The organism is Mycobacterium sp. SMC-19 (assembly GCF_045310815.1).
GTDB lineage: Bacteria > Actinomycetota > Actinomycetes > Mycobacteriales > Mycobacteriaceae > Mycobacterium.
In genome coordinates, this window is record NZ_JBJIAM010000013.1 from 1 (window position 1) to 13,740 (window position 13,740).

The following is a 13,740-nucleotide window of genomic DNA, read 5'->3' on the forward strand; positions in this document are numbered from 1 at the left end:
GCGACCGTCAGCACCCCAACGGCACCATCGAATGGACCAGCCCCACCGGCCACACCTACACCACGCAGCCCGGCAGCCGCCTGTTGTTTCCCGCCCTGTGTGTGCCGACCACCGCGCCACCTGCCAGGGCTCCCTCGTCATCGGCAGATCGCTCCGTCATGATGCCCACGCGCAAGAGCACCCGCAGCCAAGACCGGGTCCGGTGCATCGAGGCCGAACGCGCCTACAACCTTGCCCAGCGCGACAGGCCTCCGCCTTAGCGCAGCCCCGCGGTTCTACACACCCAGCGGGGACTCGACCCGGATCGTCTCGTCACGGATCAGCCCGCGCAGCAGCGCCGTGCTGAACTCCGCGGCGATCTCCTTGGCGCTGCGCCGGCCGCTGGGCCGCAACCAGCGGTAGGCCCCCAACGTCATACCGATATAGCCCAGCGCCAGCACGTGGGAGTCGCACGGGTAAAACTCGCCGCTGGCGATACCGCGGTCGATCAGGCCATGCACGTGCTCGTAGACCTGGGCCTCCTTCTCCCGGATCTCGGCGACCTGTTCCTCGGTGAACCACTCGGTGATGTAGGGCTGCTCCTGGAAGTAGACCGCCGCGCCCTCGGGATTGACCGCGATCTGGTCAAGCAGGCGCACGGTGTACTGGTACAGCGCCTCACGTGCGGTCCAGGACGGGTCGTCGTGGACGGCCGCCAGCGTCCGTTCCGCGGCCTGCTGGTAAATGTCATAGAGGATCAACGACTTGCTGGCGTAGTAGTGGTAGACCGTCGCCTTGTTCAGCCCCACCACGTCAGCGACGTCGTCCATCCGGGTGCCGTGGTAGCCGCGGGCCGCGAACAACTTGGTAGCGACCGCGAGCAGCTCCTCGCGACGAGATGGGGTCTGGGACGATCCCCCCGGCGTAGCCTTGCCGTTTGCCATGTCCACTCACTCTTCGGCCAGGCCGGTGTCATCGGCGTGTCAATCAACTGGTTGGAAGGATTCTAGGCAGTCCGCTGTTGCGGCGTTGACGGGCCGACTAAACTGGTGGAAATCCAAACTAAGGGGTTGACGACATGGGTCCTGGTTACGGTTACGATCCGAATCCGGATTACGAGCTGAGCGACGAGGCCGAGTTCTTCTTCAAGTACCTGACTTGGGGCCTTCGTGGCGTCGAAAGCGGTGGCGGCTACCCCCCGCAGAACTACCCGCCGGTCTAAACGGCCGCAACGAACCGCAAAGACGGCCCCTGATCCGCCCGGATCGGGGGCCGTTTCACGTCTGATCGGCCAAGCCGCCGGCATGTTGTCCTATCGTGGCCGGGTGACCTCCCAGCCGAATCTGCCCGGGGCGTGGAATTTTCGCGACGTCTCCGAGACCACCGGCGCGCTGCGCCCCGGCCGGTTGTTCCGGTCCAGCGAACTGAGTCGCCTCGAGGACCGGGGCCGCGAAGAACTGCTGCGACTCGGGGTGGCCGACGTGGCCGACCTGCGATCACCGCGCGAAGTCACGCGCCGGGGGCCGGGGCTGGTGCCCGCCGGTGTGGGCATCCACCTGCTGCCCTTTCCGGATCTGGCCGGCGACCAATCACCGGACAGCTCGGCTCCGCACGAGGACGCGTTCCGCAACATGATGGCCGAGAAGCCCGATGAGGATTCCGCCGCCGACGTCGCCGCCCGCTACATGCTCGAGGAGTACGAACGCTTCCCCACCCTCGCCGGGTCCCGCCGGGCGGTGCAGCGGGTGGTGTCACTGCTGGCCGAAGGTCGGCCGGTGCTGGCGCACTGCTTCGCCGGTAAAGACCGCACCGGATTCGTGGTCGCGGTGGTACTGCGAGCGGCCGGGGTCGACCGCGACGCCGTCATCGAGGACTACCTGCGCAGCAACTCCGCGGTGCCGGTGCTGCGAGACCGGATCATGGAGATGATCCGCTCCCGGCCCGAGGCTGAGATCACCCCTGAGGTACTGACCTTCACCGAAGCGCGGCTCTCCGACGAGGTGCTCGGTGTGCGCGCTGACTATCTGGATGCCGCCGAACGCTCGATCGAGGAGAACTTCGGCTCGCTCGACGGGTTCCTGCGGGCCGCTGGGGTCACCGACAGTGACCGCGACGGGCTGCGCGGCGCGCTGCTCGGTTAAAAGCAGCGCGCCACGTCCCGAACCTGACCAGCTGCTACAGCGAGAAGCTGGCCGACTTGGCCGCCGAAAGGTCGGCGATCGTCGACCACTGCGCCGCGATCTCGTCGACCGACGGCGGGTTCTCGAAGGTGGCGCCGGCGTTCTCGAACAGCGCGGTCCGCTGCACCTTGCCGCCGCCGGCGATGAACACCGAACCGGTCTCGGCGACCTCTTCGGTGCACAGGTAGGCCACTACCGGTGCGACGTACTCGGGCTTGAGCTTGGCCAGCACCTCCGGCGGCAGGATGTCCTCGGTCATCCGGGTCGCCGCGATGGGGGCGATCGCGTTGGCCTTGATGTTGTACTTGGCGCCCTCGATGGCCAGCGTGTTGATCATGCCGACCAGGCCGAGCTTGGCGGCGCCGTAGTTGGCCTGCCCGAAGTTGCCGAACAGTCCGCTGGTGGAGGTGGCAACGACCACGCGGCCGTAGCTCTGCTCGCGGAAGTGCGGCCACGCCGCGCGCACCACGTTGTATCCGCCGTAGAGGTGCACCTGCAGCACGGCGTCCCAGTTCTCCGACGTCATCTTGTGGAAGGTGCCGTCGCGCAGGATGCCGGCGTTGCTGACGACGCCGTCGATCTTCCCGAACTCGTCGACCGCAGTCTTGATGATGTTGGCCGCGCCCTCGGCGTCGGCGACGCTGTCGTAGTTGGCGACGGCCCGGCCGCCGGCCTCTTTGATCTCAGTGACTACCTGGTCGGCCATGTTGTGCCCGGCACCAGTGCCGTCGCGGGCACCACCGAGATCGTTGACCACCACACAGGCCCCTTCGCGGGCCAAGGTCAGGGCGTACTCGCGGCCCAACCCACCACCGGCTCCGGTGACGACGACAACACGATCCTGCACTCCGGACATCAGTTTCCTTCCTCGATTCGATCGCCACGCTAGAACAGACCTAGATAAGGCCTAGCGCCAACTTCCAGGCCTTCTCTGTATACGGGGGATGAATCGAGACCGCCATGTCGGGTCGGGTCTGCCGAGTCAGCCACGCACCGCGGTGACGAACTCGGAGAACGCGTCCGCGTCGTCGGTCACCGACACGTCCACCCAGCGATTCAGCCGGCGCATCTCGGCGGTGGAGGGCTGCGACGCGGCCTGCCAGCCATGCTCGTCGAGCCATCCCCGAACCGACGCGCGGTTCTCGTCCTGGTAGATCAGATCCTGAATGTCGAGGCTCTGCGTCAGGCCCATCGTCTCCGCGATCTTCTTGAACCGCTCCGCCATCTGCTGGCGCCGCTCATCCGAGCGGTGGTTGCCCGCGGTCTCCGCCGCGATCCGGCTCCCCGGCGCGCTGAGCGCGGTGATCTGGTCGAACAGCCGGTCCTGACCCTCGGCGGGCAGATACATCAACAGTCCCTCGGCCAGCCACGCGGTCGGGGCCGCCGGATCGAAGCCGGCGGCGGTCAACGCGGCCGGCCAGTCCTGCCGCAGGTCGATGGCCACGGTGCGGCGCTCGGCCGCCGGCGTCACGTCGTTGGCCGCCATGGTCTGCTCCTTATAGGCCAAGACCTTCGGCTGGTCGATCTCGTACACCGTGGTCCCGGCCGGCCAGTCCAGCCGGTAGGCCCGCGAGTCCAGCCCGGACGCCAGGATCACCACCTGGCGGATGCCGGCGGCGACCGCATCGGCGAAGAAGGCGTCGAAGAAATGCGTCCGGACCGCCTGGTAGTTGCGCATGTGGTGATACACCGCGGCGACCTCGGCGTCGATGGCCTCCACCTTGTCGACCAACGTGTCGTCGAGCAGCAACTCCCAGATCCCGGTGCCCGCCCCGGCGACCAGGAGTTTGGCGTACGGGTCGTTGATCAGCGGATCGGTGCTGGCGGTCTCGGACGCGCGGGCGGCGGCCACCATGACCGCCGTCGAGCCGACGCTGGTGGCGATATCCCAGGTGTCATCGTGGGTACGGAGTGCGCTCATCGGGTTTACCTCACTTGTCGCGGCGGTGTCGCACGCAATACTACCGATGAAAGTTAGCCGGTCTATTAACTTTATCCGTCGGCTGGCTGACGCAACTGCCAGAGTTCCTGCGTCAACAGCGCCTGCAGCGTGGCGACCACCCGCGCCGACGCCGCTTGACTACCAACCAGCGACACATAGAACGCGATCCCCCACAACACGGCCAACAGCATCTCGGTCAGCTCGCCCACACTCGAGGTGGCGACCAACTCGCCGCGATCGATGGCCTCGGTGAGCGACTCGGTCAGAAACGCCCGCGGCGGGCCCTGGATGTCGCCGACCAACGACTTCAACGCCGGGTCGCGCTGAGCGTCGACCACCGCGGTGACCGCAAACGCCGCCACCGTGCGGTCGTCTTCGCCGAGTTGGGTGAAAGACACCATGACGGACGAGAGCTGCCCGACCAGGGTGGGCTCGGTGCGCGCCTGATCGACAGCGTGCCCGAACAGGGTCTCAGCCTGCGTCAGAACCGCCTGATAGAGCAGTTGCTTGCTAGGAAAATAGTGGTTGATCGCCGGTCGGGTCAGCTTCGCTCGCTCCGCTATCGCCTGAAACGTCGTTGCGTGATAGCCGAATTCGCCAAACACCCCGCTGGCAGCGGTCACGATGCGTTCCCTAGTCACGCCAGACCGCGCCCCGCGGGGGCGCCCCACCCTGCGAAATGCCGCATCCCGCACTGGACAAGTGTGGCACGGCATAGCGTCCAACCCCAGAAAAATCGTAATTAGGAAGATTCACTTAAGACTCAGCCGTGCTGTATGCCAACTGCGCCCAGCGAACTAAAGTCGACTTATGGGCGCGGTTCTCTCTCGTCAGGCGTACTTCGAGACAGGTTTCGAAGTGCTGTCCGAATTGGGCTACGGCGGCCTCAAGCTCGCCGAAGTCTGCAACCGGCTCGGCGTGACGACGGGCTCGTTCTATCACTACTTCACCAGCTGGCCGGTTTACACCCGTGACCTGGTTCAACACTGGCTGGATGAGCGCACGCTCCAGCATGTGGAGTTCGTACGAGCGATACCCGACCCGCGGCAGCGCCTCGACAGCCTGATCCAGATCGGCCTGACCCTGCCCCACGGGGCCGAAGCCTCGATCCGCGCCTGGAGCTCGGCGGACGCCCGGGTGCATGCGGTGCAGGCCCAAGTGGATCAGCAACGCTTCGACATTCTCTTCGAATCGGCGCTGGAAGTCCTCGACGACAAGCGGCAGGCGCAACTGTTCGCAAACTGGGCGATCTATCTGCTGATCGGTTACGAGCAGGCCCTGCTGCCGCGCGACACCTCCACATTCGAGTGGATCGCCGGCCAGTTGCTCGACGCGCTCGACTCCGGACGGTTTGCCACGGCGACCGACGACCCTCCCGGCGAGCCGTCTACAGCGAGCTGATCCGCTGCAGTGCCAGACGCGGCCCCCGTCGTTTGCTGACAGCGAGCCCGCTTTCGATCAGCAACCTCGTCACCCGGTGCCTATGTGGCCGCATCGGCTCCAACAGTTCGACCATGGCGTCGTCGGTGAACGATGCGTCCAGCGGCAGGTCGAGCAGTGTGCGGCCGATCATCGTCGCCAGGTGATAGTCGCCGACCGACAACGCGTCGGCATCACCGAACGCTCGCTGCGCTGTTTCGGCCGCGGTCCACTCGCCGACGCCGGGCAGCGACATCAGTGCCGCCCGGGCCTCTGCGGCGGGGCGGGCCACCAGCCGCTCCAGTGCGGTCGCCCGGCTTGCGCAACCGACGATGGTGCGGGCCCGCCCGCCATCGACGTTGGCACGATGAAACTTCCACGACGGGATGGTCCGCCAGGTCTGCGCCGACGGCGGCACCCGCATTCGCGACGGCGCCGGACCGGGGGCCGGCGTGCCGAACTCGGTGACCAGCAGCCGCCAGGCCCGAAAGGCATCGGCGCCCGGCACCCGCTGCTCGAGCACGGCCGGGATGAGCGACTCGAGCACCAGACCGGTGCGCCCGAGCCGCAGGTGCGGCACGCGCCGGTAGGCGGCGGCCACCGTCGGCTCGGTGGGCGCGAAGTCGGTCGCATCGTCGTGGACCCCCAACAGGCCCGGCGCCTGGTCGAGAAACTCCGCGGCGCCGGCGCCCCAAGCCGTGCAGTCCACCGCGCCGGGGGCCACCTGGACGATGCGCGCCGCCACCGGCCCGCTGGGCATCAGGCTGGTACGCCAGGTGGCGCCGTCAACGAGCTGCAGACACGGGTCTCCCGGCCCGCGGCGCAGTGGGCTCAGGGTCAGCGCGGGGCTGGCCGGGCCGGGAAAAGTGACGGTACGACAAAGCGAATTACTGATGACGCGATCATAAGGATCGCTTGTCGTCGTTGACCGCTCCGCGCTGCCCGGTCACGATGGACAAATGGCCACCCCGTTCGATGACCCGCAGGCGGAATTGGCGTGGATGTTTCTCCAGGGCATCTGCGGCGACGACGACCTAGACGATATTTTTGCGCTGGTCAGCGACGACTTCACCTGGTGGAGCATCCTGACCCGCCAGGCCGTCGACAAGGATGAGCTGCGGCAGGAAGTCGAGCAGCGCCGCCTCGGCTTGCGGATCAACCTGGAGCTGGTCCGGTGCATCAACGAGCACGAGACCGTGGTGATCGAGGCGCTGGGTGACTGTCATGCCGCCGACGGTTCGCACTATGACAGTCCGCTGGCGTACATAGTCGACACCCAAGACGGCCGGATCGTCTCGGTTCGCGAGTACACCGACACCCGGTTCGCCGGGCAATTGTTGGGACTTTAGGAGCCCGCGGCTTCGGCGACGCTGATGTCGGCCTTGTCGGGGTAGAACGCAACATGCCCGGCGATCGGCGCAACCGCCGCAAAAGGCTGCTCGTAGGTCCAGATCGCGTCGGCGACAGTCTCTCCCGCCGCGGTGGTGACGCTGTAGTAGGCGGCATCGCCCTTGAACGGACAGTAACTGGCGGTCTGGGTGCGGGTCAGCAGATCGGTCTTGACATCAGCCAGCGGAATATACTGCACCGCAGGGTGATTGGATTCCTGCAGAGTGAGCGCGCTGGCGCTGTCGGCGATGATCTCGCCACCGATCCGCACTGTGACCTGCCGTCCGGTCGGGGTCACGGTGATCGGGTACTCGGGAGTCGGGATGTGAATCGGTCGTTGGTTCATGCGGGGGTACCTCGCTTTTTGGCGTCGCGCAGTTTCATCCAGAAACGCGCCGCCTCCCGGATCGATTCCTCAACCGGTCGTGGCTGCCAACCGAGCTCGCGCACCGCCTTGCTGTGATCGACCGGGGCTTCGGCACGCATCATCTGCACCGACTTCAGGCTCAGCTCGGCATCCTTGCCGGTCAGGCTCGCCCGCAGGCTGCCCAGCGCGCCCAGTGCATACAGCGCCGGCACCGAGATCGAACGCGACGGCGCGGGCCTACCGGCTTCGTCGGCCGCGATCTTGACCACGTCCTGCAGCTGGATCAACCGTTCGGAAATCAGGTAGCGCTGGCCGTTGCGTCCCCGGTCGGCGGCCAGGATCATCGCGCGGGCGGCGTCGTCGACCCCGACCACTTCCAGCTCGATCCCTTTCATCAGGAACGGCAGCTTGCCGAATGCCGCCCCGGCAATGAACGCACCGTGCGGGGTCCGGCCCCAATCGCCGTCGCCGTAGGTGGTGGACACGCACATCGCGACGGCGGGCAGGCCGGATTCGGCGCTGCGCAGCACCAGCTCCTCCGCCTGCACCCGGGACTGGACGTAGGGGGTGAGTCCGCGCGGGTTGATGATGTCGTCCTCGGTGGCGACATGACCGCGGCGCCGGCCCACCGTGGCGTAGCTGCTGGTGAACACGAATCGGCGCAGGTCGGCATCTTTGGCAACTGCCAGGACGTTTCGGGTGCCCTCGACGTTGGTGTGGAACAACGGGCTCGGGTCGCGCAGCCACGCGCGGGTGTCCACCACGCAGTAATAGACGTCGTCGCAGCCCGCCATCGCCTCGGCCAGGGTGGCGGAGTCGAAGATGTCGCCGTGGAACCGAGTGACGTCGAGGTGGTCGATGGCGATGGTGTTGGCGCTAGGGCGCACCATCACTCGTACGTCTTCTCCGGCGTCGACGAGCTGGCGAGTGACGTGCGAACCCAGGAACCCGTTGGCTCCGATGACAAGCTTGGGCTTGCGGCTCACGCCTTGCCTCCGAACTGCTGCATCCAAGCGGCTGCCTCGTCGTCGAGGGTGCCGAGCTCCTGGGCTTTGCGGCACCACTTCATGCTCGCGGCGACGAAACGCAGCGGGTTGTAGATGTCCTCCTGGCGGGACCACAGGCCGTCGCCGGCGTAGGTGACGATCGAGATGTTGGTGGCGCTGATGATGGTGCCGTCGCCGGGGTCGCGCATGGGGTTGTCCAGTTCGCAGATGACGCGCCCACCCTCCTCGTCGATGACCGTCCACAGGGCCGGGAACTCGGTCATGTAGCTGCCCGGGAACGTCGACATGGTCTTGCGGATCCAGCTGCGCACCTCGTCACGGCCGTGCATGGTGCCCATCGCATGCTCGACGTATTCGACGTCGGGGGTGTAGTGCGCCACCCAGGCATCCCAGTCCTTGGTTTCGGCGGCGCGGGCGACGGTCTGCTCGAACACGTCGAATGCGGCCGCCAGTTCTGCGCGGCTGAACTGCGGTTTCGTCATGCCAAGAACTAGAACACGTTCTAGCTGGGTTGTCGAGGGTCCGCGCTCAGATTCGAATCTGGGTTTATATTCGAGACAGTGCTACGGTGACGCCGTCGGCCCAGCGCGGGCCGTGAGGAGGTTCGGTAGCCAGTGACATCCCCCAAGCCCGCCGTCGGTCTGCACCATGCCGCCTACGCCTGCGCCGACCTGGAGGCCACCAACCACTTCTACGAAGACCTGCTGGGATTGCCGCTGGTGCACACCGAAGTCGAGCACCTGCAGGAGGGCTACTTCCGGCACGTTTTCTACGACCTCGGCGACGGCTCGTGCATCGCGTTCTTCGACCTGCACGGCGTCGGGGAGAAGCCCGACTGGTCCAGCTCGTTGTCACGTCCGAATGGACTGCCGGTGTGGGTGAACCACTTCGCCTTCCGGGCCACCGAGGAGAAGCAGAACGAAGTCCGGGCACGGATGGACGCCGCCGGCATCAAGGCGCTGATGGACGTCGACCACGGCTGGTGCCACTCGCTGTACTACCTGGACCCCAACGGCATCATGATCGAGCTGTGCCGCGACACCCCTGGGTTCGAACCCGACCCGGAGAAGGCGCACGCCCTGCTGAACAGCACCGAGCGCGCCGCTGACCCCAAGGTGGTCACGTCGAAGACGACCACCACCCAGCTCGGCTGAGCCGGGCACCATGGGTCTCGGTTCCCTGACGTCGCTCACCGTCGCCCAGGACGGCCCGGTGGTCCGGGTGCGCATCGGCCACGGCGAGGTCAACCTGATGGACGCCACCATGATGGGCGACCTGTGGCGCCTGGTGAACTGGCTGCGGTCGCCGGCCGGAGGCGACGTCCGTGTGGTGGTACTGGAAAGCACCAACCCCGACTTCTTCATCGCCCACGTGGACCTGGCGCTGCTGGCCGCCTCGGTCGACGACACCGAGGCTGCCGTCGGCTCGTTTCAGAACCTGGTCGGGGCTTTCCGGGCGCTGGACCAAGTCACCATCGGGGTGGTCGCCGGGCGGGTTGCCGGCGGTGGGATGGAGCTGCTGGTCAACCTCGATCTACGATTCGCGGTCACCGGCCGGGCGGTGTTCAACCAGATCGAGACCGGAATCGGGGTCATCCCGGCCGGTTCGGGTCCGCAGCATCTGCTTCACCTGCTGGGCCGCGGCCGGGCACTGGAGGTCATCCTCGCTCACGACGACCTCGATGCCGATCTCGCCGAACGCTACGGGCTGGTCAACCGGGCGTTGGCCCCCGACGAGGTCGGACCCTTCCTGGACCGGCTGGTGCAGCGCATCGCAACCGTGCCGCTGGCCGACATCGCCGATGTCAAGGCCACGCTGGCCGCCCCGGACGTCGCCACGGGTCTGGCGGTGGAACGCTCCGCGTTCGCCCAGATGCTGGGCCGCGGTGCGGCGCTTCCGAAGATGCAACGCTTCCTGGCCGCGGGTGGCCAGACGCCCGATGGCGAACGTCGACTGGCTGATCTGGTGGCCGGCCTGGACCGGATGGAACCGGCGTGACGTCCGCGGACGGGACTGCCGGCCGCCCCACCGTCCGGGGCCGCGACACCCAGGCCCGCCTGGAACGGGCGGCCCGCGAGGTGATCGCCCGCAAGGGGTTTTTCAAGACGACGATCACCGACATCACCTCTGCAGCCAAACGCTCGCCGGCGTCGTTCTACCACTACTTCGGATCCAAGGAAGAGTTGCTGGCGTCGCTGGCCGAGGACTTCCGGGCCATGGCCCGCAGCCGCGCGGTGCAGGCCCTGCACCCGGGGCAGGATCTGCGGGACATCATCCAGGAGTCCGTGCGTGCGCACTGGGACACCTACCGCGAGCATCTCGGGGTCATGGTCGGGGTGTTCCAGCTGGCGATGATCGACGACGCGTTCGCCCAACGCTGGCGGGAGATGTGCGCCGACGCCATCGACTGGGTGGCCCAGACGGTGCGGATGGCTCAACGCCAGGGCTATTCGACCGACGCGGACCCGGAGCTGGTCGGGTCGGCCATCGTCGCCATGCTCAACCACTTCACCTATGTCTGGCTGGTGGCCGGCGGCGACGTCGCGGGCCGCGAACTCGACGAAGAAGCAGCGATCAAGACACTCACCGATACCTGGTATCGCTCGGTGAGCTGGCGCGATCAGGATTCATGATCAAAGGAGCAATGCAGTGGCAGTAACCCGCGAATTCGTTTCGCTCACTTCGGCATCGGCGGGCGTGAACCCCGCCGGTTACCACCCGGCCCAGGGGCTGTACTGGACACCGGCCGGCGTCAAGCCGAAGGTGGCGGTGATCGCCAGCCACTACAACGTGGACTTCGCCGAGCACTACCTGGCGCCGCTCATCGCCGAACGCGGGTACGGCTTCTTGGGCTGGAACACCCGGTACCGCAGCGGTGAGTCGTTGTTCCTGCTCGAGCACGCACTGCTCGATATCGCGGCCGGGGTGCAGTGGCTGCGCGAACAGGCCGGCGTCGAGACCATCGTCTTGCTCGGCAACTCCGGCGGTGGATCGTTGATGGCCGCCTACCAGTCGCAGTCCGTCGACCCGCACATCACCACCGTCGGCGGCGGCCCGGTGCCCGATGCGGTCAACACGCTGCCGCCCGGCGACCTGTACGTGTCGACCCAGGCGCACGCCGGGCGTCCGGAGGTGCTGACCGCGTGGATGGACCCGTCGGTGACCGATGAGACCGACCCGCTGTCGTGCGATCCCTCGCTGGACATGTACGCCGAGCAGAACGCGCCGCCCTACACCCCGGAATTCATCGCCCGCTACCGCCAGGCCCAGCGTGACCGCAATGATCGGATCACCGCCTGGGCGCAGGCGGAGCTGAAGCGGCTCAAGGCCGGCGGCACCTACGACCGGTCCTTCTCGGTGCATCGGGTGTGGGCCGACCCGCGCTACCTCGACGCCTCGCTCGACCCGTCGGACCGCCCGCTGAACTCCTGCTACCTGGGTGACCCGCGGCGCGCCAACCGCGCGCCGTACAACATCGCCGCGCACTGCACACTGCGGACCTGGCTGTCCATGTGGAGCCTGCAGACGTCGTTCTGTCAGGGCGCGCCGCACCTGGGCCGGATCACGTTGCCCTCGTTGGTGATCCAGGGCACCGCGGACACCGGTGTCTTTCCCAGCGACGCGCACCACATCCACGACTCGCTGGCCAGCACCGACAAGCAGCTCCATTTCATCCCCGGCGATCACTACCTGGAGCAGCCGACGGACAGCCGCACGATCTGCGCGGACCTGGTGGCGTCCTGGATCGCCGAACGCACCTGATGAGCGCGCTCGACTTCGACTTCCGCGACCCGGAGCTGCACGTCGATCCACTGACGTATCAGCGACGGTTCGCCGAAGCCGAACCGGTGCACCGCAACAGCCAGGGACTGTGGGTGCTGACCCGCTACGCCGACGTGCTGGCGATGCTGCGCGACGAGCGGGTCAGCACCGACCGGCGAAACCTGTACCGCAGCAAGCTCGATGCGGGTCGCCCGTATCTGACCCACGTGGAACACAACCTGTTCTACCGCTCCGGTGACGACCACCGCCGGCTGCGGGCCCCGCTGTCCCGGGCGTTCACGCCGCGGGCGCTGGCCTCGTTCGAAGCCGAAGTCGCCGCCCGGGCCCGGTCTTTGGCGGCCGGGCTGGACGCGGAAGGCTTCGACCTGGTGGCCGAATTCGCCAAGCCATTGCCGTTGGGGGCGATCGCCACCCTGCTGGGGGTGCCCGACAGCGAACTGGACAACCTGGCGGCCTGGTCGATGGCGCTGATCAGGGCGCTGGAACCGGCGGCATCTCGTGACGTGTTCGTCGCCGCGGACGACGCCGCCGCCGGGATGAAGGCGCTGCTCGCCGATCTGCTGGTGCTGCGCCGTGCCGATCCCGGCCACGACCTGCTGTCGGTGGTGGCCACCAGCGGACTGCCGGTGTCGGACGACGAGCTGCTGCACAACGCCATCTTCTTGCTGTCGGCCGGACACGACACCACCACAGCGGTGCTGACCGGAGCGGCCGCGCTGCTGATCGAGGAGAGCGGGCAACGCGGCCTGCTGGCCGATTCCCCACACGCCGTCGACGAACTGGTCCGGATGATCAGCCCGGCCCTGATGATCTCCCGGGTGGCCGGCGCCCCGATCGAGATCGGCGACGCCGTGATCGACACCGGTGCCCCGATCCTGCTCGGGTTGGCGGCCGCCAACCGGGACCCGGCGGTGTTCCCCGACCCTGACCGGCTCGATCTGGCCCGGTCGCAGACCGGCCACCTGGGATTCGGGTTCGGCCCACATGTCTGCCTGGGCGCGCCGTTGGCCCGTATGCAGATCCGGCTGGGCCTGCTCGCCCTGTTCGACCGGTTCCCCGAATTGACGGCGCAGGCGCCGCCGCACCGCGAGCCGAGCGCCGTGCTGACCAGCTATCGCTCCTATCGGCTGGCGGGCCACGGATAGCTGCGGATAATCGGGGCATGACCAATTACCAGAGAGCGATCCTGGCCGGCGGCTGCTTCTGGGGCATGCAGGACCTGATCCGCAAGCAGCCCGGCGTGGTGAGCACCCGAGTCGGCTACACCGGCGATCCCCATGTTCCGAACGCCACCTACCGCAATCACGGCAGCCATGCCGAGGCCATCGAGATCACCTACGACCCCGCGGCTACCGACTACCGCAACCTGCTGGAGTTCTTCTTCGCCATCCACGACCCGACCACGCGTAACCGGCAGGGCAACGACGTCGGAACCAGCTACCGGTCGGCGATTTTCTACCTCGACGACGAGCAGCGCCAGATCGCGCTGGACACCATCGCCGACGTGGAGGCGTCCGGCCGCTGGCCGGGCAAGGTGGTGACCGAGGTCAGCCCCGCCGGTGACTTCTGGGAGGCCGAACCCGAGCATCAGGATTACCTGGAGCGCTTCCCGGGCGGCTACACCTGCCACTACATCCGACCGAACTGGCAGCTGCAGCCCCAGCGCTAGCGGGA

The 13,740-nt window shown here is 67.2% G+C and carries 18 protein-coding genes and 1 pseudogene; 11 read left to right on the top strand and 8 right to left on the bottom strand.

Going from position 1 to position 13,740, the window contains the following annotated elements; translation table 11 throughout:
- Window positions 1–260: pseudogene (locus ACJH5R_RS20960) on the top strand (hypothetical protein); the annotation flags it as partial.
- Between the two features lie 15 nt (window positions 261–275).
- On the opposite strand, the gene ACJH5R_RS20965 reads toward ACJH5R_RS20960, so the two are convergent.
- The gene (locus ACJH5R_RS20965) at window positions 276–923 is read right to left on the bottom strand and encodes a TetR/AcrR family transcriptional regulator (protein ID WP_406759395.1); all 648 of its coding nucleotides are present in this window, start codon (window positions 921–923) and stop codon (window positions 276–278) included.
- Window positions 924–1,057: 134 nt separating this feature from the next.
- Here ACJH5R_RS20965 and ACJH5R_RS20970 point away from each other — a divergent pair, with 134 nt between their 5' ends.
- Both ACJH5R_RS20970 and ACJH5R_RS20975 read left to right on the top strand, forming a co-directional pair.
- Window positions 1,058–1,201, top strand: coding sequence for a hypothetical protein (locus tag ACJH5R_RS20970; RefSeq protein ID WP_109470502.1), 144 nt, complete (start codon window positions 1,058–1,060; stop codon window positions 1,199–1,201).
- Window positions 1,202–1,283: 82 nt separating this feature from the next.
- Entirely contained in the window at window positions 1,284–2,120 is an 837-nt protein-coding gene (locus ACJH5R_RS20975) for a tyrosine-protein phosphatase (RefSeq protein ID WP_406759396.1), read from the top strand.
- Window positions 2,121–2,154: 34 nt separating this feature from the next.
- Here ACJH5R_RS20975 and ACJH5R_RS20980 read toward each other — a convergent pair whose 3' ends face one another.
- From ACJH5R_RS20980 to ACJH5R_RS20990, 3 genes are all read right to left on the bottom strand, one after another.
- On the bottom strand, window positions 2,155–3,015 hold the full coding sequence (locus ACJH5R_RS20980) for an SDR family oxidoreductase (protein WP_406759397.1): 861 nt from the start codon (window positions 3,013–3,015) through the stop codon (window positions 2,155–2,157).
- 126 nt (window positions 3,016–3,141) lie between these two features.
- On the bottom strand, window positions 3,142–4,080 hold the full coding sequence (locus ACJH5R_RS20985; RefSeq protein ID WP_406759398.1) for a class I SAM-dependent methyltransferase: 939 nt from the start codon (window positions 4,078–4,080) through the stop codon (window positions 3,142–3,144).
- A gap of 71 nt (window positions 4,081–4,151) precedes the next feature.
- A complete protein-coding gene (locus ACJH5R_RS20990) occupies window positions 4,152–4,724 on the bottom strand; it encodes a TetR/AcrR family transcriptional regulator (protein WP_406759399.1) in 573 nt (190 codons plus the stop codon).
- A gap of 187 nt (window positions 4,725–4,911) precedes the next feature.
- Between ACJH5R_RS20990 and ACJH5R_RS20995 the strand changes: the two genes are divergently transcribed.
- Entirely contained in the window at window positions 4,912–5,502 is a 591-nt protein-coding gene (locus ACJH5R_RS20995; protein ID WP_406759400.1) for a TetR/AcrR family transcriptional regulator, read from the top strand.
- Here the strand turns inward: ACJH5R_RS20995 and ACJH5R_RS21000 are convergent.
- Window positions 5,489–6,415 carry a DNA-3-methyladenine glycosylase family protein gene (locus ACJH5R_RS21000; protein ID WP_406759546.1) on the bottom strand — a complete coding sequence of 309 codons (927 nt, stop codon included), beginning with the start codon at window positions 6,413–6,415 and terminating at the stop codon, window positions 5,489–5,491. The genes ACJH5R_RS20995 and ACJH5R_RS21000 overlap by 14 nt on opposite strands.
- Window positions 6,416–6,479: 64 nt before the next feature.
- Between ACJH5R_RS21000 and ACJH5R_RS21005 the strand changes: the two genes are divergently transcribed.
- A complete protein-coding gene (locus tag ACJH5R_RS21005) occupies window positions 6,480–6,869 on the top strand; it encodes a nuclear transport factor 2 family protein (protein ID WP_406759401.1) in 390 nt (129 codons plus the stop codon).
- On the opposite strand, the gene ACJH5R_RS21010 is transcribed toward ACJH5R_RS21005, so the two are convergent.
- From ACJH5R_RS21010 to ACJH5R_RS21020, 3 genes are read right to left on the bottom strand one after another with little or no spacing between them, the layout of a single operon-like run.
- A complete protein-coding gene (locus ACJH5R_RS21010) occupies window positions 6,866–7,255 on the bottom strand; it encodes a DUF427 domain-containing protein (protein WP_406782819.1) in 390 nt (129 codons plus the stop codon). The genes ACJH5R_RS21005 and ACJH5R_RS21010 overlap by 4 nt on opposite strands.
- Window positions 7,252–8,262 carry an NAD-dependent epimerase/dehydratase family protein gene (locus ACJH5R_RS21015; protein WP_406782820.1) on the bottom strand — a complete coding sequence of 337 codons (1,011 nt, stop codon included), beginning with the start codon at window positions 8,260–8,262 and terminating at the stop codon, window positions 7,252–7,254. Before ACJH5R_RS21015 ends, ACJH5R_RS21010 begins: the two co-directional genes overlap by 4 nt.
- Window positions 8,259–8,765 carry a nuclear transport factor 2 family protein gene (locus tag ACJH5R_RS21020; RefSeq protein WP_406759404.1) on the bottom strand — a complete coding sequence of 169 codons (507 nt, stop codon included), beginning with the start codon at window positions 8,763–8,765 and terminating at the stop codon, window positions 8,259–8,261. The genes ACJH5R_RS21015 and ACJH5R_RS21020 overlap by 4 nt, the downstream gene beginning before the upstream one ends.
- 132 nt (window positions 8,766–8,897) lie before the next feature.
- Between ACJH5R_RS21020 and ACJH5R_RS21025 the strand changes: the two genes are divergently transcribed.
- Genes ACJH5R_RS21025 through msrA form a run of 6 tightly spaced genes read left to right on the top strand, consistent with a single transcriptional unit; the run spans window position 8,898 to window position 13,735 of the window.
- On the top strand, window positions 8,898–9,437 hold the full coding sequence (locus tag ACJH5R_RS21025) for a VOC family protein (protein WP_406759405.1): 540 nt from the start codon (window positions 8,898–8,900) through the stop codon (window positions 9,435–9,437).
- 10 nt (window positions 9,438–9,447) lie between these two features.
- Complete coding sequence (locus ACJH5R_RS21030; RefSeq protein WP_406759406.1) at window positions 9,448–10,281, top strand: enoyl-CoA hydratase/isomerase family protein; 834 nt, start codon at window positions 9,448–9,450, stop codon at window positions 10,279–10,281.
- Window positions 10,278–10,916: a TetR/AcrR family transcriptional regulator gene (locus tag ACJH5R_RS21035; protein ID WP_406759407.1), complete on the top strand. Its 639-nt coding sequence runs from the start codon at window positions 10,278–10,280 to the stop codon at window positions 10,914–10,916. Before ACJH5R_RS21030 ends, ACJH5R_RS21035 begins: the two co-directional genes overlap by 4 nt.
- A 16-nt stretch (window positions 10,917–10,932) precedes the next feature.
- On the top strand, window positions 10,933–12,045 hold the full coding sequence (locus ACJH5R_RS21040) for an alpha/beta hydrolase (RefSeq protein WP_406759408.1): 1,113 nt from the start codon (window positions 10,933–10,935) through the stop codon (window positions 12,043–12,045).
- Window positions 12,045–13,211 (top strand): cytochrome P450, encoded by a 1,167-nt coding sequence (locus ACJH5R_RS21045; protein ID WP_406782821.1) that lies wholly within the window; start codon window positions 12,045–12,047, stop codon window positions 13,209–13,211. Before ACJH5R_RS21040 ends, ACJH5R_RS21045 begins: the two co-directional genes overlap by 1 nt.
- A gap of 17 nt (window positions 13,212–13,228) precedes the next feature.
- Window positions 13,229–13,735, top strand: coding sequence for a peptide-methionine (S)-S-oxide reductase MsrA (gene msrA / locus ACJH5R_RS21050; RefSeq protein ID WP_406759410.1), 507 nt, complete (start codon window positions 13,229–13,231; stop codon window positions 13,733–13,735).
- Window positions 13,736–13,740: the final 5 nt, after the last annotated feature.